General features: G+C 64.1%; 25 protein-coding genes and 1 other RNA gene. 17 read left to right on the forward strand and 9 right to left on the reverse strand.

All coding sequences use genetic code 11. The features are described 5' to 3' along the window. The first annotated feature begins 29 nt into the window (after window positions 1-29). The 6 genes from ACED67_RS19695 to ACED67_RS19720 all read left to right on the forward strand — a co-directional run bounded on the left by ACED67_RS19695 (window position 30) and on the right by ACED67_RS19720 (window position 3,592). Window positions 30-755 (forward strand): hypothetical protein, encoded by a 726-nt coding sequence (locus tag ACED67_RS19695; RefSeq protein ID WP_395543441.1) that lies wholly within the window; start codon window positions 30-32, stop codon window positions 753-755. Then, window positions 752-1,426: an N-acetylmuramoyl-L-alanine amidase gene (locus tag ACED67_RS19700; protein ID WP_395543442.1), complete on the forward strand. Its 675-nt coding sequence runs from the start codon at window positions 752-754 to the stop codon at window positions 1,424-1,426. Before ACED67_RS19695 ends, ACED67_RS19700 begins: the two co-directional genes overlap by 4 nt. A 12-nt stretch (window positions 1,427-1,438) precedes the next feature. Next, window positions 1,439-1,832, forward strand: an RNA gene (gene rnpB, locus ACED67_RS19705) — RNase P RNA component class A. 150 nt (window positions 1,833-1,982) lie between these two features. Then, entirely contained in the window at window positions 1,983-2,414 is a 432-nt protein-coding gene (locus ACED67_RS19710) for a PaaI family thioesterase (protein WP_395543443.1), read from the forward strand. 126 nt (window positions 2,415-2,540) lie between these two features. Then, window positions 2,541-2,708, forward strand: coding sequence for a 50S ribosomal protein L33 (rpmG, locus tag ACED67_RS19715; RefSeq protein WP_008027883.1), 168 nt, complete (start codon window positions 2,541-2,543; stop codon window positions 2,706-2,708). Window positions 2,709-2,899: 191 nt separating this feature from the next. Continuing rightward, window positions 2,900-3,592, forward strand: a complete 693-nt coding sequence (locus ACED67_RS19720) for a VIT1/CCC1 transporter family protein (protein ID WP_395543444.1) — start codon at window positions 2,900-2,902, stop codon at window positions 3,590-3,592. Between the two features lie 69 nt (window positions 3,593-3,661). On the opposite strand, the gene ACED67_RS19725 is transcribed toward ACED67_RS19720, so the two are convergent. Next, entirely contained in the window at window positions 3,662-4,432 is a 771-nt protein-coding gene (locus tag ACED67_RS19725) for a Bax inhibitor-1/YccA family protein (protein ID WP_395543445.1), read from the reverse strand. Window positions 4,433-4,577: 145 nt separating this feature from the next. Continuing rightward, window positions 4,578-4,796, reverse strand: a complete 219-nt coding sequence (locus ACED67_RS19730) for a YjiS-like domain-containing protein (RefSeq protein ID WP_395543446.1) — start codon at window positions 4,794-4,796, stop codon at window positions 4,578-4,580. Window positions 4,797-4,921: 125 nt separating this feature from the next. Here ACED67_RS19730 and ACED67_RS19735 point away from each other — a divergent pair, with 125 nt between their 5' ends. Then, window positions 4,922-5,773 (forward strand): LysR family transcriptional regulator, encoded by an 852-nt coding sequence (locus ACED67_RS19735; protein ID WP_395543447.1) that lies wholly within the window; start codon window positions 4,922-4,924, stop codon window positions 5,771-5,773. On the opposite strand, the gene ACED67_RS19740 is transcribed toward ACED67_RS19735, so the two are convergent. Next, on the reverse strand, window positions 5,761-6,747 hold the full coding sequence (locus ACED67_RS19740; protein ID WP_395543448.1) for an NADPH:quinone oxidoreductase family protein: 987 nt from the start codon (window positions 6,745-6,747) through the stop codon (window positions 5,761-5,763). The genes ACED67_RS19735 and ACED67_RS19740 overlap by 13 nt on opposite strands. Window positions 6,748-7,135: 388 nt before the next feature. On the opposite strand from ACED67_RS19740, the gene ACED67_RS19745 reads away from it, so the two are divergent. From ACED67_RS19745 to ACED67_RS19755, 3 genes are all read left to right on the forward strand, one after another. Beyond that, complete coding sequence (locus ACED67_RS19745; RefSeq protein ID WP_395543449.1) at window positions 7,136-7,495, forward strand: helix-turn-helix domain-containing protein; 360 nt, start codon at window positions 7,136-7,138, stop codon at window positions 7,493-7,495. Window positions 7,496-7,673: 178 nt separating this feature from the next. Further along, window positions 7,674-8,486 (forward strand): inositol monophosphatase family protein, encoded by an 813-nt coding sequence (locus ACED67_RS19750; protein ID WP_395543450.1) that lies wholly within the window; start codon window positions 7,674-7,676, stop codon window positions 8,484-8,486. A gap of 170 nt (window positions 8,487-8,656) precedes the next feature. Further along, complete coding sequence (locus tag ACED67_RS19755) at window positions 8,657-9,997, forward strand: 8-oxoguanine deaminase (protein ID WP_395543451.1); 1,341 nt, start codon at window positions 8,657-8,659, stop codon at window positions 9,995-9,997. Here the strand turns inward: ACED67_RS19755 and ACED67_RS19760 are convergent. After that, complete coding sequence (locus ACED67_RS19760; RefSeq protein WP_395543452.1) at window positions 9,994-10,464, reverse strand: hypothetical protein; 471 nt, start codon at window positions 10,462-10,464, stop codon at window positions 9,994-9,996. The two genes, ACED67_RS19755 and ACED67_RS19760, sit on opposite strands and share 4 nt — an antisense overlap. A gap of 170 nt (window positions 10,465-10,634) precedes the next feature. On the opposite strand from ACED67_RS19760, the gene ACED67_RS19765 reads away from it, so the two are divergent. The 3 genes from ACED67_RS19765 (at window position 10,635) to ACED67_RS19775 (ending at window position 12,351) form a co-directional block, all read left to right on the forward strand. Then, window positions 10,635-11,243: a hypothetical protein gene (locus ACED67_RS19765; protein WP_395543453.1), complete on the forward strand. Its 609-nt coding sequence runs from the start codon at window positions 10,635-10,637 to the stop codon at window positions 11,241-11,243. Window positions 11,244-11,295: 52 nt separating this feature from the next. Next, window positions 11,296-11,613, forward strand: a complete 318-nt coding sequence (locus tag ACED67_RS19770) for a ribonuclease E inhibitor RraB (protein ID WP_395543454.1) — start codon at window positions 11,296-11,298, stop codon at window positions 11,611-11,613. Between the two features lie 168 nt (window positions 11,614-11,781). Beyond that, a complete protein-coding gene (locus tag ACED67_RS19775) occupies window positions 11,782-12,351 on the forward strand; it encodes a CHAP domain-containing protein (RefSeq protein WP_395543455.1) in 570 nt (189 codons plus the stop codon). Window positions 12,352-12,406: 55 nt separating this feature from the next. On the opposite strand, the gene guaD is transcribed toward ACED67_RS19775, so the two are convergent. After that, window positions 12,407-13,681, reverse strand: a complete 1,275-nt coding sequence (gene guaD, locus ACED67_RS19780; RefSeq protein WP_395543456.1) for a guanine deaminase — start codon at window positions 13,679-13,681, stop codon at window positions 12,407-12,409. Between the two features lie 120 nt (window positions 13,682-13,801). On the opposite strand from guaD, the gene mgtE reads away from it, so the two are divergent. From mgtE to ACED67_RS19800, 4 genes are all read left to right on the forward strand, one after another. After that, on the forward strand, window positions 13,802-15,184 hold the full coding sequence (mgtE, locus tag ACED67_RS19785) for a magnesium transporter (RefSeq protein ID WP_395543457.1): 1,383 nt from the start codon (window positions 13,802-13,804) through the stop codon (window positions 15,182-15,184). After that, window positions 15,181-15,732 carry a 5-formyltetrahydrofolate cyclo-ligase gene (locus tag ACED67_RS19790; protein ID WP_395543458.1) on the forward strand — a complete coding sequence of 184 codons (552 nt, stop codon included), beginning with the start codon at window positions 15,181-15,183 and terminating at the stop codon, window positions 15,730-15,732. The genes mgtE and ACED67_RS19790 overlap by 4 nt, the downstream gene beginning before the upstream one ends. A 69-nt stretch (window positions 15,733-15,801) precedes the next feature. After that, a complete protein-coding gene (locus ACED67_RS19795) occupies window positions 15,802-16,359 on the forward strand; it encodes a hypothetical protein (protein ID WP_395543459.1) in 558 nt (185 codons plus the stop codon). Window positions 16,360-16,426: 67 nt separating this feature from the next. Continuing rightward, entirely contained in the window at window positions 16,427-17,017 is a 591-nt protein-coding gene (locus tag ACED67_RS19800; RefSeq protein WP_395543460.1) for a hypothetical protein, read from the forward strand. Here ACED67_RS19800 and ACED67_RS19805 read toward each other — a convergent pair. The 4 genes from ACED67_RS19805 to ACED67_RS19820 form a co-directional block, all read right to left on the reverse strand. After that, the gene (locus ACED67_RS19805) at window positions 17,014-18,342 is read right to left on the reverse strand and encodes a DUF8689 domain-containing protein (protein ID WP_395543461.1); all 1,329 of its coding nucleotides are present in this window, start codon (window positions 18,340-18,342) and stop codon (window positions 17,014-17,016) included. The genes ACED67_RS19800 and ACED67_RS19805 overlap by 4 nt on opposite strands. 66 nt (window positions 18,343-18,408) lie before the next feature. Further along, complete coding sequence (locus ACED67_RS19810; RefSeq protein ID WP_395543462.1) at window positions 18,409-18,912, reverse strand: A24 family peptidase; 504 nt, start codon at window positions 18,910-18,912, stop codon at window positions 18,409-18,411. A 3-nt stretch (window positions 18,913-18,915) separates the two neighbouring features. Continuing rightward, the gene (locus tag ACED67_RS19815) at window positions 18,916-19,776 is read right to left on the reverse strand and encodes a tetratricopeptide repeat protein (RefSeq protein ID WP_395543463.1); all 861 of its coding nucleotides are present in this window, start codon (window positions 19,774-19,776) and stop codon (window positions 18,916-18,918) included. 82 nt (window positions 19,777-19,858) lie between these two features. Continuing rightward, a complete protein-coding gene (locus tag ACED67_RS19820; RefSeq protein ID WP_395543464.1) occupies window positions 19,859-20,440 on the reverse strand; it encodes a tetratricopeptide repeat protein in 582 nt (193 codons plus the stop codon). Between the last annotated feature and the right edge of the window lie 5 nt (window positions 20,441-20,445).

The following is a 20,445-nucleotide window of genomic DNA, read 5'->3' on the forward strand; positions in this document are numbered from 1 at the left end:
TGCCCATGATCCCTGCACAGGCCCTGCCGATGATCCGCCGCTCCGCCGCCCTGATCGCCCTTCTTTCCGCTGCCGCCTGCACGCCGTCAGTGCCCGATTCGGGCGCTGGCGTCGGATTTCAGGACTACAACACCTATATCCACGGCGCTTCCGTGCCTCCTGCCGGCACAACTGCCGCACCCGCGGCGGGTTTTGACCCTGCCGCGGCCTCGGCCGCGATCGACCGCGCCTCGGGCGTGACCCCGGCGGCCCCGGCTGCGGCGGCGGGCAGCACCGTCTACACGCCCCCTGCCGCCACCGACGGCGCCCGGCCGCGCGGCAATGCGCCCGCTGGCATCAAGGAAGAATCCGGCGAGATGGCCCATGCCAATACCGGCATCTCGGACGAGCAGGATTTCAGCGCCGTCTCGGCGCGTGAGACCATTGCCAGCGACAAGGAACGGATCGAGCAGAACCGGGCGCAATATGTCGTGGTCCAGCCGAAGGACCTGCCGGTCCGTCCGGGCGATACCGGGCCGAACATCGCCGACTATGCGCTCAAGACCACGAATGATCCGGGCACGGCTCTGTATCACCGCTCGGGCAGCCTGAGGAATTCGGCCAATTCCTGTGCCAAGTTCTCCTCACCCGATCTCGCCCAGCAGGAATTTCTCGCCAAGGGCGGGCCGGATCGCGACCGTCTGAACCTTGATCCCGATGGCGATGGCTTTGCCTGCGGCTGGGATCCGCGCCCCTTCCGCAAAGCCTTGCAGTGAACGGCTTCCCCTCGCCGAATTTCGGCGAGCGGCGCGAGGGCGTGAAGCCGTCGATCATCGTGATCCATTATACGGCCATGGCCAGCTGTGCCGAGGCAAGGGCGCGGCTGTGCGACCCTGAGGCCGAGGTTTCGGCCCATTGGTTGATCGCGGAGGACGGCGCGGTCGAGGCGCTGGTGGATGAGGCCGCGCGGGCCTGGCATGCCGGGGCCGGGCATTGGGCCGGGCTTTCCGACATCAACAGCCATTCCATCGGCATCGAGCTGGCAAACCGGGGCACCCACCCATTCCCCGAGCCGCAGATGGCGGCGCTTGAGGGGCTGTTGCGTGACATCATGGCGCGCTGGGCCATTCCGCCTGTGCGCGTCATTGGCCATTCCGACATGGCGCCTGCCCGCAAGACCGACCCGGGTCCGCGCTTTGACTGGCGGCGGCTGGCGATGCAGGGGCTTGCGGTCTGGCCGGGCCCCGCCGAGATTCCTACGGGCGCGACGTTGCGCGATCTGGCAGGGGCGGCGGGCTATGATCCGGCTCTGGACGAGGGTCTTCTCTTGACCGCCGTCCGGCTGAGGTTCCGGCCTTGGGCGCACGGGCCGGTGGACGAGGCGGACCTTGCGCTCCTTGCCGGGCTGGTGCGTTTCGCCGTTGACGGGGCGGGGCCAAGCGCCTAAGCCGCCGCTTGCGCGGATGGCCGGATGACCGCGAGGGGCAACCTTCGAGGAAAGTCCGGACTCCATGAAGCAAGGGTGCCGGGTAACGCCCGGCGGGGGCAACCCCAGGGAAAGCGCCACAGAGAACAGACAGCCCCGCTTGCGGGGCCAAGGTGAAACGGTGGGGTAAAGGCCCACCGCGGGACGGGCAACCGGACCGGCACGGCAAGCCCCACCCGGAGCAATGCCGAATAGGGGCCTCGCGCGGGTCACGTGTCCGGGCGACCGGAAACCGCCGCAGGGATGCTTCAGCCCGAGAGGCCCGGGTTGGCAGCTGGATCCCGTCCGCAAGGGCGGGGCGAGAGGAATGGTCATCCAGAGGGGGCAACTCCTTGGACAGAATCCGGCTTACAGGCCATCCGCGCGTTTCAGCATAGGACGGGGCTGTGCCCACGCCGCCTGCGGCCTTGCCCGCAAAGTAACCCTGGCCACGATGAAGCGGTGCGGGCGGGGATGGTCTTTGCTTCCGCCCGGCTGCTAAACGGGGCTGTAGAGCGGCAAGGGAAAGGGCAGGGCGATGACGGCAACGCAGGCGGAAGACGGGATTCATCCGGTGGCGCAGGAGCAGCCGCCTTTCGCCCAATATCTTGGCCTGCGGATCACGGCGGCGCGGCCTGACCGGGTCGAGGCGGAAATGCCGGTTATCCCCGAGTTGATCAACCGCAATGGCGTTCTGCATGGCGGGGCGATCATGGGCATCGCCGACAATCTGGGCGGTACCGGGGCCTTCATGAATCTGGGCCCGGATGAGGGCACGACGACGGTGGAATCGAAGACCAATTTCCTGCGCGCGGTGCCGCCGGGCGATCTGTTGCGGGCGGTGTCCGTGCCCCTGCATATCGGTCGGAAGACCCAGATTTGGCAGACCACGCTGCTGCGTGGCGATGGCAAGGTGGCGGCGATCGTGACCCAGACCCAGCTTACGCTGCGCCCGGGCGACCGCGGCTGAGGCGGGGCTGCAAAATCCCGCCGCAAAGCGCGGTTTCGCTGTTGACTCTGCCCGTCCCGCGACTAAAAGGCGGGCTTCAAGGATTTCGCGGGGAAGCATGGCTTTCCCGGCACAGGAGAGACGACTATGGCGAAGCCGGCGACGATCAAGATCCGTCTGAACTCGACGGCGGGCACCGGGCACTTCTATGTGACCAAGAAGAACGCCCGCACCATGACCGAGAAGATGGTTGTTAAGAAATATGACCCCGTGAAGCGGGAGCATGTCGAATACAAGGAAGGCAAGATCAAGTAGGATCTTGTCTGCCTGACTGGATGCAGGGCCGCCCTTTCGGGCGGCCTTTTCATTTGTTCCCCGGCGCGAGGCCGGCCCGGACGGGTCTTGCCGACGATATAAGCGCCCGCTCACCCGATCGCGCGCGGTTGCGCTTGACCTTCAGGCCCCGTGGATGTGCCGTGCCGGTGCAGCATGAAAAGGGGCGGCACATGGAGCGGAATCACCGGGAAGAGCATTATGTGGCGCGCGTGGGCTGGCTGCGGGCGGCGGTTCTAGGGGCGAATGACGGGATCGTCTCGACCGCCTCGCTGATCGTGGGGGTGGCGGCGGCGTCCGGCCGGGCCGAGGTTCTGGTGGCCGGTGCGGCCGGGCTTGCGGCAGGTGCGCTGTCCATGGCGGCGGGCGAATATGTCTCGGTCTCGTCCCAATCCGATACCGAGGCGGCCGATATCCGACGCGAGCGGGCGGAGATCGACGCCGACCCGGCGGAAGAGTTGCGGGCCCTGGCCGGTATCTATGAAGATCGCGGCGTGCCGCCCGACCTGGCGCGGCAGGTGGCCGAGGCGCTGCATGCCAGGGACCCGTTGGCCGCCCATGTGCGGGACGAACTGGGCATATTCGAGCATAACGAGGCGCAGCCCCTGGTGGCGGCCGCAGCCTCGGCCCTGACATTCGGCCTTGGCGCTGCCCTGCCCCTTGTGACGGCCACGCTGGTGCCAGAGGCACAGATCGCGCTTTGGGTCACCGCACTGTCGCTTGTGTTTCTGGCTGTTCTTGGAACGGTTGGGGCGCGGGCCGGAGGCGCGCCTGTCCCACGGGCCGTGGCGCGCGTGACCTTCTGGGGGGCCGTGGCGATGGCAGTGACCTGGGCGGTCGGCCATTTCTTCGGGGCCGTGGTTTGATGGATCGGCTTGGGTTAATTAAAAAGGCCGGGGTTTCCCCCGGCCTTTTGTCTTTCGGACTTGCTGCGCTTATTCGCGGTTGCCCAGGAATTGCAGCAGGAACATGAACAGGTTGATGAAGTCGAGATAGAGGTTCAAGGCACCCATGATGGCGGCCTTGCCCAGCCATTCCTGATCCATCGAAGCGGCATGCTGGATGTAGGTGTTCTTGATGTTCTGGGTGTCCCAGGCGGTCAGACCCGCAAAGATCAGCACACCGATGGCCGAGATAGCGAAGGCAAGACCTTCCGAGGCCAGGAACCAGTTCACGATCATCGCGACGATCAGGCCGATCAGACCCATCATCAGGAAGGCGCCCATCGGGGCCAGATCGCGCTTGGTCAGATAGCCGTAGAGCGACAGCGACGCGAAGGCGATTGCCGTGATCAGGAAGGTCTGCGCGATCGAGGTGCCGGTGAAGACCAGGAAGATCGACGACAGCGACAGACCCATCAGCGCCGCATAGGCGTAGAAGTACAGTTGCGCGGCTGCGGCCGACAGGCGGTTGATCACCGCGCCGAACAGGAAGACCATGGCCAGCGGGGCCAGCATGATCACCCATTTCAAGGGCGAGACGTAAAGCGCATAGCCAAGGCCGGTCAGATATTCATTGGCGCCGATCTGGTATTCGGTGGGGGTCGAGGTCACCGACAGCCCAGCCAAAGCCCAAGCTGCGCCGCCCGTGACCAGCATCGCCACGGACATCAGCCCGTAGACCTTGTTCATATGGGCGCGCAACCCTTCGTCGATCTGGGCGCGGGCGCCTACGCCGACGCCACGAACCGTGTCAAATTGAGCCATTAAAGCCTCCGATGTTGTCCCTAAGGGCAACGCCGATTTGGCCGGCGGTACCGCATCCGCGAAATATCGGAACTCTTGGCGCATATTTCAAGAATTTCCGTCTGGAATTTCGCGCGGTTGCGGGCACTAGGGTGCTGGAGAGCGGTCAGTCATGCCAATGTGCCGGGGAATCCCAGGCCGAACGTTCGGTTTCTGCCTCGGCCATGGTGCGGGTGATGCCGATATCAGACAGCAGTCGGTCGTCGAGAAGCCGCAGGCGCGCCTTCTGCCGTGCCGTCTCGCGCCAGGCGAGAAACCGGGCGAAAAGCGACAGGCGCAGCTGGGGTTGGCGGGATGTCTTGCTAGCGGTGGTCGCGGGAAACATCTGAGTGGCCTTTCATCATCGTTTGCTTGGCTGGTTCGGCTTAGCATCAGGATGCTTGATGAATACGCCGTGACTGGTTATGATGAAAACGAATGTTGGTGATGAAGTAGATCAAGGATCGTGATATGCCGCGCAACCTCGACCTGACTGCCTTGCGTGCCTTTGTCACCGTTGCCGAAGTGGGCGGGGTGACCCGGGCGGCGGGTTTCCTGAACCTGACGCAATCGGCGGTGTCGATGCAGATCAAGCGGTTGGAAGAGGCGCTGGGCCAGACGTTGTTCCTGCGTGCGGCGCGCAAGCTGGCGCTTTCGTCAGAGGGTGAGCAATTGCTCTCCTATGGCCGCAGGATGCTGGCGCTGAATGACGAGGCGCTGTCGCGGATGGGGCTGGGCGTCTATGACGGCGAGATCCGGCTGGGCGTGCCGCATGACGTTGTCTATCCGATGATCCCCGTGATCATGAAGCGTCTGGCGCAGTGCTATCCGCGGGTGCGGATCAACCTGACCTCCTGTTTCACCGTCTTGCTGAAAGAGGGTCTGGCGCGCGGCGACTACGATGTGATCCTGACTACAGAAGAGCAACCGGGTGCGGGGGCCGAGATTCTGGGCAGCCGGCCGATGGTCTGGATCGGTGCCATCGAGGGCACTGCCTGGCAGCAGCGCCCGCTTCGGCTGGGTTTCAAGAACAGTTGCATCTTCCGCCCAGCTGCGCAGGCGGCGCTGGATGCGGCGGGGATTCCCTGGGAAATGGCAGCGGGCGGCGAAAGCGAGCAGGTGGTCGAGGCGACGGTCGCGGCAGATCTTGCCGTCTCGGTGCGGATGCTGGGGAACATCCCCGAGGGCACGGCGCCCATCGCGGGCGACAATGTTTTGCCCGCTTTGGGTCAAACACAGATTTGCCTCTATTCCGGTGATCAAAGACGTGACGAGGTGATCGATTGCCTCTTGTCCGAGCTGCGCTGCGCCTATTCCTGCTGATGGTCGACGCGCAGCACGATCTTGCCTGTGGCCGCGCGGTCGCGCAAAAGCGCCAAGCCTTCGGGCAGCCTGTCAAAGGGCAGGATATGGCTGACATGGGGGGCGAGGCGACCGTCTTCCCACCAACGGATCAGCTGGGCCAAGCTGTCTGTCATCACCACGGGCGCGAAATCGGCATAGGCGCCCCACCAAAGGCCAGCGATGGTGACATTGCGGACGAGAAGCTGGTTGAGCGGCACTTGCGGCACCTCGCCGCCAGCAAAGCCGATTGCTAGCATCCGCCCGCCCGGCCGGGTCGCGCGCAGTGCCGCATCGAAGCCCGGGCCGCCGACCGTGTCATAAGTGACATCCAGGCCGCCCAGGGCGCGAAGGGCGTCTTTCAGGCCTTCGCCGCCTGGATGCGCCTCGCTGTCGATCACCGTTTCAGCCCCTGCTTTGCGCGCGATTTCGGCTTTTTCGGGTCCGCGCACCGAGGCGATGACCCGGGCGCCCAGCAGGCGGCCGATCTCGACAGCGGTCAGCCCGACCCCGCCCGCAGCGCCGGTGACGAAAAGCGTCTCGTTCGCTTGCAGCCGCGCGAGATGCGTCAGCCCGAGGTGCGAGGTGCCGTAGGCGATCTGGAACCCGGCTGCGATGGAAAAGGGCATGGCGGCGGGCAGGGGCAGCAGCCGGTCGACGGGGACGACGGCATATTCCGCAAAGGCGCCGAGGCCGGCATAGGCTGCGACCCTTGTGCCAGCTGGCGGCGCCATGGTCTCGGGGCCGACCCGCATCACCGTTCCCGCCAGTTCAAGCCCCGGCACGAAAGGCGGCGCGGGGCGGGTCTGGTATCGGCCTTGCAACATGAGCAGATCGGCGAAATTCAGGCCAGCCGCCGCGACGCGCAGAAGCACTTCGCCCCGCCCGGGTTCAGGACACGGAATTGCCGTGATCTCTGGCTGCGCGTAAAGCTTGGCAACGGTCCAGGCCTGCATATTGCCCTCATTTCCAGCGATGATATCGGGCAGAGACTAGCGGGGCGTCGCGCCAGACGCCATTGGATCGGATGTCGCGCAGTCGCGGGAGTGGGGTCTACCGGCACTCAACCGTTAAGATTGTTGCAGAAAGGGTTTCAAATTGCAATGCATTTTGCAAAACGCGCAAAAGGCGAGTGCTGTCAAGGTAAGGCATACCGTGACGTTAATCCTGACAGGGTGCGGAAAGATTGCACGATCGAATAATTGCACCTGTCGAAATGGACAGGTTTTTACGAAGATTGGGGAAAACTTCCGTTTCTTTCAGGATTCGACAGTGTTGGCACGGTTCTTGCTTATCAACAAGTGAGGGGACCCGCGCAATTTCTGCGCAACCACGGAGTGAAGTATGAAGCATCCTGTTGACGCCCATGTAGGGAAACGCATCCGCCACCGTCGTTGGATGGTGGGAATGACCCAGCAACAACTGGCCGACAAGGTCGGAATCAAGTTCCAGCAGATCCAAAAATACGAGACCGGCATGAACCGTGTCAGCGCCTCCCGCCTTTGGGATATCGCGGATGCGCTGGGTGTCCAGATCGCCTTCTTTTTCGAAGGCCTGAACGAAAGCGAAGCCGCCCAACCCGCTCAGGGCGATATGATGGCCGACAAGGAAGCGCTGGAGCTTGTCCGTTCCTATTATGCGATTCCCGAGGCGCAGCGCCGTCGCCTGTTCGATCTGGCCCGCGTCTTGTCGGACGCCGCCTAGCTGAACCCTTGAGGGTCAGGGGGGCGAAGACGGCTTCCCGGCGGGTCGCGCAGCGCCTGCCAGTGCCCTTGAAGGCCAATCCAGCGTCTGAGGCCATTTGCCCAAGCTTGACCCCACCCCCGGCGAGCGATAGCGCCGGGGGTGGCGTCTTTTAAAGCGCAGGGTTTGCGGGGGAAACATGGACATCGACAGCGCTTTGGCGGCCGAACTGGCCGATGTGGCCCATGAGCTTGCGGATGCGGCACGGGCGGCGACGCTTCTGCATTTTCGCCAGGCTGGGCTGGACGCCGAGAACAAGGAAATCGAGCGCTTCGATCCGGTGACCGTGGCTGACCGCCTGTCAGAACGGCAGATGCGCGACATTCTGGCACGCCGCCGCCCGCAGGACGGCATTCTGGGCGAGGAATATGGCACCAGCCCGGGCACCAGCGGTCTCTGCTGGGTGCTGGACCCGATCGACGGCACGCGCGGCTATCTGTCGGGCACGCCCACCTGGGGTGTTCTGATCTCGGTCGCCGACGCGACTGGCGCCGCCATGCGCCCGCTCTACGGCCTGATCGATCAGCCGCATATCGGGGAACGCTTTGAAGGCGGCTTCGGCCTTGCCCGGCTGGCCGGGCCGCGCGGCGAGATGCCGTTGCGCACGCGTCCGGCGCGGGCCTTGTCCGAAGCCATCCTGTTCACGACTTTCCCCGAGGTCGGTACGGCTGAAGAAGGCGCTGCCTTCCGGCGGGTGGTGCCCAGGGCCAGATTGGTGCGCTATGGCATGGATTGCTATGCCTATGCGCTGATTGCGGCGGGTCAGATCGACCTTGTGATCGAAGCCGGCTTGCAGGCCTATGACGTGCAGGCGCCCATCGCGGTGATCGAGGCGGCGGGCGGCATCGTCACCGACTGGCAGGGCCGGCCCTGTCCGATGGGCGGCCGCGTCCTGGCCGCCGCCAATCCGCAGATCCATGCCGAGGCGCTGGCCTTGCTGAACGCCGGCTGACTTTGGCTGGCCGTGCCGGGCAATGGTCCGCATTTTACGCCCGCAATGATTGAGACCGCGTCGCCTTTGCGCTAGAACCGCAGGGCGGCGCCCGAGTCCTTCCCCCCTTCTGTCGGCCCGCCGGTCCCGATCAACCGAAGGGGCGGCCCGCTGGGGCCAAGGGGGAAGGCATGGCCGATATCCTGATCCGCAACGCAACCGCGATTGTCACGATGGATGCCGCAAGGCGCGAGATCACGGGGGGCGATGTCCTGATCCGCGGCGGCGTGATCGCCGCTGTCGGGCAGGGGCTGTCAGCGCCCGCCGGTGCCGAGATCGTTCAGGCCCAGGGCTGCGTCGTCACGCCCGGCCTGGTCAACACCCATCATCACCTGTTCCAGACCCTGACCCGTGCCGTGCCGGGCGGGCAGGATGCGCTGCTCTTCGGCTGGCTCAAGACGCTTTACCCGATCTGGGCGCGGTTTGGGCCGGAGGAAATGCGCAGCTCGGCCCGGATCGGGCTGGCGGAACTGGCGCTCTCGGGCTGCACGCTGACATCGGATCATCTCTACCTCTTCCCCAATGGCGCGCGGCTTGAGGATACGATCGAGGCGGCTGCGGAGGTGGGGCTGCGCTTTCATCCGACGCGCGGCGCGATGAGCATTGGCGAAAGCGCGGGCGGTCTGCCGCCGGATGCCTTGGTCGAAACCGAGGCGGCGATCCTTGACGACATGATCCGGGTCGTCGATGCGTTCCACGACCCATCTGAGGGCGCGATGGTGCGGGTCGGGCTGGCGCCCTGTTCGCCCTTTTCGGTCAGCCGCGAGTTGATGCGCGACGCGGCGCTTCTGGCGCGCGACAAGGGCGTGATGCTGCACACCCATCTGGCCGAGAATGACGAGGATATCGCCTATTCCCAGGCCAATTTCGGCTGCCGTCCGGGGCAATATGCCGAAGAGCTGGGCTGGACCGGGGACGATGTCTGGCACGCCCATTGCGTTAAGCTGGATCGTTCGGAAATTGAACTTTTTGCCCGGAGTTTGACGGGTGTCGCCCATTGCCCGTGTTCGAATTGTCGCCTTGGCTCTGGCATCGCGCCTGTGCGCGCGATGCGGGATGCAGGGGTGAAAGTGGCGCTGGGCGTCGATGGCTCGGCCTCGAGTGATGCCAGCAACCTAGCTGCCGAAATGCGCATGGCGCTTTTGTTGCAGCGCGTGGCGCGCGGGGCGGATGCGATGGCCGCGCGCGAGGCGCTGGAGATTGCGACGCTGGGTGGAGCGCAGGTTCTGGGCCGGTCTGATTGCGGCAGTCTGGCGCCCGGCAAGCGGGCGGACTTGGCGATCTGGGATCTCAGCGGCATCGAGGCGTCCGGCGCCTGGGATCCGGTGGCGGCGCTGGTCCTGTGCGGGCCGCAGCGGGTGCGCGACCTTTTCGTCGAGGGCCGCGCCGTGGTGCGCGGGGGGCAAACGGTTCGGTTGGACCTGCCGCGCGCGCTGGAAGATCAGGCGCGGCTGGTGCGGCGCCTGGCCTAGCGCCGGCTGCCGACGCCGATAAGGCCGGTCAACAGCAGGATTAGCGCGCCGGCACCCCATGCCCAGGCGCCCATGCCCAGTACATCCGAGACCGAGTTGAAGATCTGGCCAAGGTCATTGCTGTCGGGCAGGGGCAGGCCGACAGACAGCGCGCCGTCACGCGCCTGAAGGAAGCCATAGGCAACAATCCCGGCGGCCAAAGCGCCGGTCAGGAAGGCCAGTGCCCGCGAGGGCAGGCCGACAATGGCCAGAAGGACGTAAAGCGCGGCAAGAAGGAAGGTGCCAAGGAAGCACAGCAGCGGGGGCGGTGCCTGCTGCACGAAATCCCGCACTTGTTGGATGTCAGGGTTCAGTCCCTTGATCAGATCATAGGGCACGAAGCTGCTGCCGGGGCCCTGAAGCGCCAGCCAGGGCAGGAAAAGGCTGATCACCATGGCGGCGGCGGCAAGAATGGAAAGGGCGCGCATCTTGGGCTCCGATCTGTGATGCGGTCATGTGACCGGGCGGCAGGGCTTTGGTCAAGTCACTCGCGCGGCGGCGGTTCCGGCCGCAAGATCCGCAGGGGGTGAGGATTTCCGGCTTTGCCAGCCGTGCCGAGGCATGGCACATCGACGGCAGAGTTGAAGGAACCCGTTTCATGCACCGCTTTCTCAGACCGCTTTCCGCCGCTGTCTTCGCCCTTCCCATGCTTTGTGCCACGTTTGCTTCTCCCGCGCGGGCCGAGACCGCTCTGGGCGATGTCAGCGGCAACTGGGCGGGCGCCTCGGGCCAGGGCTTTGTGTTCCGCGCCGTCTTGACCGATGAGGGGGGGCAGGCACGGCTGCGGATATGGCAGGGCATGGACGCGGCCAGCCTTCAGGGCGAGGCACAACTGGATGTTGCTCCGGTTGTCTATCGCGACAATATCGTCGCGGGGGACAAGCAGGGGCTTGAGCTTGCCGTGGGGCAGGATGCGAGCACGCTGAAGATCGTGACGGACAGCGACGACGAGCAGTATCGCTTTCAGGAAACCGTCTCGGTCCAGTTTCTGGACTTCCAGTTTACGGTCGTCGCCTATGATGTGATCGTGACGGATTTCACCGATCCGGCGCAGAGCTATGCCTGTTCGGTCGATCTGCGCGCAAATTCGCGCGTCGTGAATGGCGTAGCTGAAAGCCTGCCGCCCCGTGGCTTTGAGGAGGACAACCTGTCCTCCTGGGGACCGGATGCCGCTTTGAGCAAGGGCCTCTGTCCCGCGCCGGGCTGAGGCAGGCGCCGCGCGGGCTTGAGCGGGGCAGGGGCGCGGGCTATGAGGGGCCATGAGCCATGATTACGCCCGCCAGCGCCGCGAGACCTTTGACACGTTCCGCCAGTCGCGCGGGGTGAAGCTGCCCGAACGCGCGGTCGTGGATTTTGCCTTCTTCGTCGAAGAGAACGACGCCGACTGGGCGCGGTTCGAGCGTGTGCTGCGCGCAAAGGGCTTTCGTTCGAAACGGCTGAAGGATGGCGAGACGCTGATCGCTTCGGTCGGGCCGATCGCCGTGACGGCCGAAGAAATCTGGCAGTGGGAAGAGCTGGCGACGGGAATCGCGCTTCAGTTCGATTTTTATCCCGATGGCTGGGAACTCGATCTCTGACTTCGCGTTGTCTGGTCGCGGGCGCCTGATGGCGGCCCGCTGCCGAGGCCTGCCCCGGTCAGCGGCGGATTATCGCGCATGCAGCACACGGGGCTGTTTCAGCGTGTTGCATCCTGCGTGAGCCTGCGGAAAGTAACCCCCAACGAAAAAACACCGTCTGGGGGACAGATGCTGGGGAAACGTTCGGGCGCCTTCGCGCCGCGGTTGGTTCTTGTTTGCGCGATGCTGGGGTTGCTGGGCGCCTGCTCGACCACGATGTCGACGAAATCGGCCCCAGACACACTCTCTCTCAAGGAAATTGGCATAGACCCCGGTCGGCAGGCCTTGGCCTTTGTCGAGGTCAAGGAAAAGAAGGCCAGGGGCCAGCGCGTCTGGTGCGTGCCTTATGCCCGTACCCTTTCGGGCGTCGAACTGCGCGGCAATGCCGGAACCTGGTGGAACGCGGCGAAAGGCGTCTATGAGCGCGGCCATGAGCCCGAACTGGGCGCCGTGATGGTGTTCTCGTCCACCAAGAAGCTGCCGATGGGCCATGTCGCGGTCGTGTCGGACGTGGTCTCTGACCGCGAGCTGCTGATCAATCACGCCAATTGGAAGCGCAATCAGGTTTCGACTGCGATGAAGGTGGTGGATGTCTCCAAGGCGGGCGACTGGTCTTCGGTCAAGGTCGAAAGCCAGCCCGGCAGCTATGGCCGCGTCTACCCGATTTCGGGCTTTGTCTATCCGACGCCCGCGGGCTGAGACCAAAGACAATCATTGGGACGCCGCCCATCCGGGCGGTGTTTTTCTTTGGGGATCAGAGTTTTCTGCCGTTGATCCAGGTGGCTGCAATGGCGCGGTCGTCGCCCATCATGATGGTTGGGAAGATTTGTTGCCAGATCGTCTCGGCCCGCCGCGTCGCCTGTTCGATGGCGGGGGTGGAGACGAGATCGACCACGACCAGATCGGCCTCCATGCCGGGGGCGATATTGCCGATGCGCTCCTCGGCCCGCAGGGCGCGCGCGGAGCCCTGGGTCGCCAGCCACCAAAGCTGGGCCGGGTGCAGGGATTGGCCGCGCAACTGCGCCACTTCATAAGCCGCCGCCATGGTGTGCAGCATCGAGAAGTTGGATCCGCCGCCGGTGTCGGTCGCCAGCCCCACGCGCAGGTGGCGCGCCAGTCCCATGTCGAACAGGCCCGAGCCGATGAAGGTGTTCGAAGTCGGGCAATGTACCAGGCTCGCCCCCGCCTCGATCAGCCGGGCCTTTTCGCGTTCCGTCAGGTGGATCGCATGGCCATACAGCGCGCCCTCGCGCAGCAGTCCTTGCGTCTCGTATGTGTCCAGATAGTCGCGGGCCTGCGGATGAAGCGCATGGACCCACTCAATCTCGTCGGTCTGCTCGCTGAGATGGGTCTGCATCAGGCAGTCGGGGTATTCGGCCCAAAGGCCACCAAGCGCCGCAAGTTGCTCTGGCGTCGACGTGGGCGAGAATCGCGGCGTGATGACATAGGACAGGCGATCGACGCCGTCCCATCGGTTCAAGAGCGCCTTCGACTCGTCATAGGCGCGTTGCGGCGTGTCGCGCAAACCCTCGGGCGCATTACGGTCCATGCAGGTCTTTCCAGCGTAAAGACGCATCCCGCGCGTCTGAGCGGCTGTAAAGATCGCATCCACGCTGGCTGGATGGATCGTCGCATAGGAACAGACGGTGGTCGTACCGCGCGCGGTGATCAGATCGAGATAGCGTTCTGCGATGTCCTTGGCATAGGCGGGGTCGCAAAAACGCATCTCCTCCGGGAAGGTATAGAGGTTCAGCCAATCGATCAGGCGCTTGCCCCAGGAAGCGATGATCGCCGTCTGCGGATAGTGGACATGGGCATCAATGAACCCGGCCGAGATGAGCGCGCGGCCATAGTCATGCAGTTTTGCTAGCGGATGCGCGGCGCGAAGGGCGCTTGCGTCGCCGACAGCCACGACCTTGCCCTGATCGATCAGAACCGCGCCCTGCGCCAGATGCCGCGCGGCAGCCTCGCCCATTTCGAAGGGGTCGCCGGAAAAGGACAGAACCTGTCCGCACAGAAGATCGGCCATCTCACGCTCCGCATTGATACCGCCAGAATAAGCCATGGCGTGTGAAAGGGAATCCGCCCATTGCCCCTGTTTCCCCGAAACACCTTCCGTTAAGGTCCGCGCAATCGCGACGGGGGCGGCATGGCGGAAGACCGGGCAGAACTGGACGAGGAAGAGGCGGCGATGGAACGCCTGACCGCTGTTCTGGCCGCGGTCGAGGCGGGCGATGTCGCCGCCATTGCCGCCCTGCTCGAGCCGTTGCACGCCGCAGACATCGCCGACCTTCTGGAGCAGATCGACCCCGACGAACGCGATGCGCTGCTAGCGCTGTGGCATCCCGCCGACGATGGCGAGGCGCTGGGCGAGGTTCTGTCGGAACTGTCCGATTCGATCCGCGAAGAGGTGATCGAGGCGCTCCCCGAGGCGCGTGTTGCCGAAGCGATGCGCGAGCTTGAAACAGACGATGTCGTCGACATCCTGGAAGATCTGGACGAGCCGGCGCAGGAAAAGATCCTTGAGGCGCTGGATGACAGCGACCGCGTCGCCGTCGAACAGGCGCTGTCCTACCCGGAATATTCCGCCGGACGCCTGATGCAGCGCGAGACGGTGGTCGGGCCAGAGCATTGGACGGTGGGCGATGCGATCGATCATATGCGCGCGGCCGACTGGCTGCCCGACCAGTTTTACCATGTCATCCTGACCGATCCGCGAATGAAGCCGACCGGCTATGTCACGTTGGGGCGCATCCTATCATCGAACCGTGACGTGAAGCTGAAGGAGATTGTCGAAGACAGTTTCCGCACCGTCGAGGCGACCGATCCTGAGGCCGATGTGGCCTATATCTTCAACCAGTATCACCTGATCTCCTGCCCGGTGGTCGATGAGAGTGGCCGTCTGGTTGGTGTGATCACCATCGATGACGCGATGAATGTGCTGGATGAAGAGCATCAGGAAGACATGCTGCGTCTGGCCGGCGTGGGCGACGAATCGACCGTCGCCGATGGCCCGGTCGAGACGGTGAAGCAGCGCCTGCCCTGGCTGGTGGCGAATCTGTTCACCGCCAGCTTCTCGGCCATCGTGATCAGCCAGTTCCAGTCGACCATCGCCGGGCTGGTGGCGCTGGCCGCTTTGATGCCCATCGTCGCGTCGACCGGCGGCATCGCGGGCACGCAATCCCTGGCCGTGGCGGTGCGGGCGCTGGCGACGCGCGACCTGACGCGGGCCAATGCGGGGCGCGTGGTGCGGCGCGAGCTGTCGGCAGGGGTGATGAACGGGCTGGGGCTGGCCGTGATTCTGGGCCTAGCGGGTGTCGTGATCTTCGGCGACTGGCATCTGGGTTTCGTACTGGCAGCAGCGATGATCGCGAACCAGATCGTCGCGGCGCTGGGCGGCGTTCTGGTGCCGCTGACGCTGGATCGCCTGGGTCTTGACCCGGCGCTGGCCTCGGGCACCTTCGTGACCACTTTGACAGACGTGATGGGCTATTTCGCCTTTCTCGGCCTTGCGACCCTGGTGCTGATATGACCGATCTTTCCGCCGTCAAGACGGACGCCCGCGCCCGCGCCTTCGCGGCGCGCAAGGAAGCCCACATGAAGGGACAGGGGCAGGCAGCGGAAATCCTTGCAGATTTCCTGACAGCCTATCAGCAGAAACCTTTGGCAGGCTATATGGCCATGCGGACCGAGATCGACCCCATGCCCGCCATGGCGGCGCATCAGGGGCCGGTGGGCGTGCCGGTGATCCTGGGGGCGGGGCAGGCGCTAAAGTTCCGCGAATGGGCGCCGGGCTGTGCGCTGGTCGAGGGGGCGTTCAAGGCGATGATCCCCGCCGAGGGTGCCTGGATTGAACCGGAAGTGCTGATCGTGCCGCTTGTGGCCTTTGATACCCGTGGCTATCGGCTGGGCTACGGTGGTGGCTTTTATGACCGCACGCTGGAAGGGTTGCGAGCCAAGCGCCCGACCCTTGCCGTCGGCTTCGCCTTCGCCGCGCAGGAGATGGAAGCAGTGCCGATCGAGCCGACCGATCAGCGGCTTGACGTGATCGTGACGGAAAGGGGCGTTCTGACCTTCTGACCCTCGGGTTTCCCGTTCTTGCGCGGCGCGGAAGGCGCAGCCATTCTGGTGCCAGTTAAGGAGATTTCCATGACCCGCTTCTTTGCCCTTTCATTCGTCCTTGCCTTGCCGGGCGCGGCCTTGGCCGAGTGCCCCGAGATCATCCAGAAGGCCACTTACAATTCCGGTGCCGTGGTCGAGGTGGTGGAGCGCAAACCCGACTCGTTGCTCTATCGTCAGACCGTGGTGGAAACCGGCAAGACCGTCGAGATGACGGTGCAGGCTGCGTTGTTCACGCTGACGGCGCTGCGCGACGGTGAAGGGGCGGTCTTCGACTGGAAGACGGCGTTACCCGGCGTGGCCGATCTGGTGCCCGGCGCGACATTTCGTGCCGAAGCGACACTAACCACGCCGGGATTCCTGCCGCCGCGTCCCTTTACTGCAGATGTCGAAGTGCTGGGCATGGAAGATGTCACCGTCGCGGGCTGCACCTATCCGGCGCTGAAAGTGCTTGTGAAGAACAACGAGGCGGGCCGCCCCCTGGGCGACAATACCAAGTGGATCCACCTCCCCAGCCTGATCACGCTGAAAAGCGAGATTGCCGAGAAGGGCGACGTCAAGGGGCAGGAAGTGATCGCCCTGGAATAGCTCGCGCGACTCGGGGTCTCGGGATAGTCTAGAGTTGCGCTTGCAACCTTTGTCCCCGAGGTTCGCCATGCAGTTACGCCTTGCCCTTCTTTCCTGCGCCTTGATCGCCGGACCGGTGCTGGCCGATTGTCCCACCTCCAGACAAATGCCGTCGCGCGTGATCTTTGGCGATGCTTTGGTGGAAGAGGGTTTTCAGATCACTGATGAAAATCTGGAGTCTGTGACAACATTTGCCGATGGCACCGTAACGATCATGCAATCGGCCTACGGGCTTTACACGCGCAACCTGATCAGCGGCGATACGGCGATGAGCTGGGCCTGGACCCCGCCGGATCTGTCGGCTCCGCAAGACCTGCCGCTCGAAAAGGACGTCGTGCTCAGTGCCGTGGTCACGGATCCAACCGGCGCGCATCAGCTGGCGATCCGCTATACATTCCGCTCGCATGGGGCAGAGGATCTGGCGGTGGGCGTTTGCAGGATTGCGGTCATCCATCTGGATCAGCGCCAGGACTTTCTGGACGGCAGCGGCACCATCGTCAGCCAGGTCTGGATTGACCCAGAGCGCATGATCATTCTCAAGACCGAGCGCGACAAACTGGATGGGTCGGGCGCGGTGGTCGACCACAAGGCGAGTCAGGCCACCGCCTTCGAGCTTTAGCGCGCGATCGCCTCTTGCTTGACGAACATATTGCCCCAGGCCCTGTCGATCAGGTCGGGGGTCATCTGATAGGGGATTCCCTCGAATTCGCACATGGCGATCATCTGGTCGATCAGGAAGGTCGGCATGTAATTGGCGTAGTTCATGTTGATGGTGGGGAAGCGATCCTTCAGCAGATGCATCAGGGCCTTTTCATCCAGCGGCATCTTCTTCTTGCGGGCGACCATGGCGAAGATCTTCAGGAAATTCGCCTGATCCGGCCCGTCGATCTTGATCTTGAAGAAGATCCGGCGCAGCGCGGCGCCGTCAAAGATCTCGTTCGGGTGGAAGTTCGTCGAAAAGATCACCAGCGTGTCGAAGGGCACGGTGAATTTTTCGCCCGATTGCAGGGCAAGGATGTCGCGGCTTTCTTCCAGCGGCACGATCCAACGGTTGACGATCTTCTGCGGCGGTTCGGCCTGCCGGCCAAGGTCGTCGATGATGAAGATGCCGCCAGTGGCCTTGAGCTGCAAGGGCGCCTGATAGGTGCGCGCGGTGGGATTATAGGCCAGGTCCAGCATATCTAGCGAGAGTTCGCCGCCGGTGATCACCGAGGGGCGTTCGCAATAGACATAGCGGTTGTCGAAACGGTTCGAGGTGCGGCGCAGGCTGTTTGGGTCATCCACCGCGGCTTCGGCGGCGGCATGGACGATCGGGTCATAGACCGAGATGATCTGCCCGGAATATTCGATGGCGCGCGGCACATAGACCTTGTCGCCGATGGCGGCGCGGATGCCGTGCGAGATACTGGACTTGCCATTGCCGGGCGGGCCATACATCAGGATCGACCGGCCCGAGGTCACGGCCGGGCCAAGGTTGCCGATCAGGTCCGGCGGCAGGATCAGATGGCCCATGCCTGACAGAAGCTGCTCGCGGGTCAGCTTGATGTTGCGGATCGACTGGCGCTTGATCTGCTCGGCATATTGGTCCAGCGGCACCGGGCAGGCGCCATAATATTCCGATTGCGACAGCGCGTCCAAGGCGCGGCTTTTGCCGGCATCGGTCAGCTGATAGCCCATCTCATTGCCGGCATTGGCATGGAGCGTGCCGGTCGCTTCAAGCAGGCGCTGGCTGCGGGCAAGATCCACCAGTTCCTGCGTCAGCGGCACGGAAAGGCAGATCGATTTCGCGATGGCCGAGACGAGGTCCAGATTGGTGCGGAACATCGTCTTGAGAAGGAGGTCGCGCAGGATGACGGTGTTGATTCCAGTCTCGGCCAGCGAGCGCGGGTTGGCAGGGGGCTGCACGCCCGATGGCACCGGCGCCGTATTGACCTGGACGTTCATCTGTTGCCCCCGAAATGACAATGACCGGGCAGATTGCCCCGCCATGCGTCATGCCCGAGAAAAATGTCAGCCTTTGGGCAGGAAGGCGGCGAGCAGATAGAAAAGCACCATTCCAGCCAAGGCGAGGCCCATGGGGAATTTCTTACTGGTCCAGCTTTTCCAGTCTGGGGTCGCCGCGCGGAAGGCGGGCATGTGCTTCATCGCCCGATGCGCGGCAAAGGCCGCCAGCGAGCAGGTGGCATAGAGCGCGCCGATCAGACGGATATCTCCGCCCACGAAGATTGGTGCCATGGCGGCCGCGAATTTCGCATCTCCCGCCCCGAAAAGCCCGATGATATTCGCCAGGAACCCCGCCACCAGCACAATGGCCAGAAGCGCGAAACCCCAGAGCCAAAGATTCAGGGGCAGGGCGATCCAGCCCAGAAGTGGCCAAAGCGCTGCCATGGCCAGAACCGCCTTGTTCGGGATCTTCATGAACTTCATGTCAGACCAGGCGACCCAGATGCAGATCGGGATCACGAAGGGCAGGAAAACCAGCGCAAGCCGGACCGGCGGCAGGGCGAACTCCATCCCTCAGCCCGCCACGTTGGCGTCCAGCGCCGCAAGGCTGCGCGAGGCAGCCTCGAAATATTGCGGATGGGTGTCGATCGCCTGCTGCAATAGCCCCTTGCCGACCGAGACATCGCCATTCTTGATCGCGGCCAGCGCCATCGTGTACAGCAGCTCGGCCCGTTCGGTCTGGCTCATCTCGACCACCGGCAGATCATATTTGCGCTGCGCGGCGCGCGACAGGACAAGGTTGTTCTTGGCGGTGAAGAGGCCCGGCTCATAGGTCAGCGCTTGCTGGAACAGCTTTTCTGCGCCGGGGTAGTCCTTGCGCGTCAGCTTCGAGAAACCCCAGTTGTTCAGCACGCCTGCGGGCTTGGCGGTCAGACCGGCGGCGATTTCGTAGAAGCTGTCCGCCTTCTTCCAGTTCTTGTCGCTGTCGGCGATCATCGCCTCAAGACGGTAGCGGTCATAGGTTTCGTGGGTGGGCGGCACGCTGGAGAGCGTGGCCTTGGCCTTGTCCCAGAGATTGGCGCGGATCTGTGCATCGGCCAGCATGACCTTGTCGTCATTGGTGCCCTCGGCGCTGGCAACGACCGTCTCCCAGACCTTCGCCGCCTCGAGCGGCTTTTGGGCGCGGACCAGAGACTTGGCAAGACCGCGCATCAGATCGACCCGGCCGGGATCTTTCTGAAGGGAGTTCTGGAAATAGGCTACCGCCTGATTGGGGTCGCCCACGGTCAGCATAATGTCGTTGAGATTGCTCTCGTCGATCACGTTCACGTCCTTGACCGCCCGCTGCACTTCGGCGTCGGACATGCCCTTGTTGCAAGCGGCAAGCGCGGTCGTGCCGGCAAGGCACAGAACAAGCAAAGCAGGGTGGCGCATTTCGCGTCCTTTTCGTTGACTGCCCGTCTTCTATCTTTGTCCTCGCGGCCGGGGCCGGGGGTCTTTCGCCGTTCTTATCGCTCTAGAGCTGGGTCAGAAGGACATATTGCCCCTTCTCCCTGCGCACGAGCTGGAACGTGCCTGCGTCTTCTTCCTCACCGGCATCATAGGCCGGGGTCTCGCTGCGCGCGATAGCCAGTTTGAGATTTTCACGGATCGAGTCAGATTGGCCACTGTCAAGCGCATAGGCCTGCTGGAAGACAACACGCGCTTCACCGACCTTGCCGCGTTCCATCAGCACGCAGCCCAGGTTGTTCAGCGCGGGCACGAAGGTCGGGTCCTGCTCCAGCGCCCGCCGCAAGATCTGTTCGGCCTGGCCCAGACGGCCCAGCGCCAGATTTGCCGAGCCGATGGCGGACAGCGTGTCGACGGTGATACCATCCTCGCCCGCCGCGCGCAGATAGGCTTTGAGCGCAAGTTCAGGTTCGCCCGCCGCCATCAGCCGGTGGCCGACGAGCAGGCCATCGACGCCCGCGCCGCGCGGATCGGCGCCATAGGGAGTGTTGCGGCTTGCCCCGCCGCCAAACAGGCCAGAGCCGCCCGTGTTGCCACAGGCGGCCAGGAAACTTGCAACGATCAGCGCGGTTACGCCTGTTCTTGTCACACTGC

This window comes from Neotabrizicola paludis (assembly GCF_044142105.1).
Lineage (GTDB): Bacteria > Pseudomonadota > Alphaproteobacteria > Rhodobacterales > Rhodobacteraceae > Pseudogemmobacter.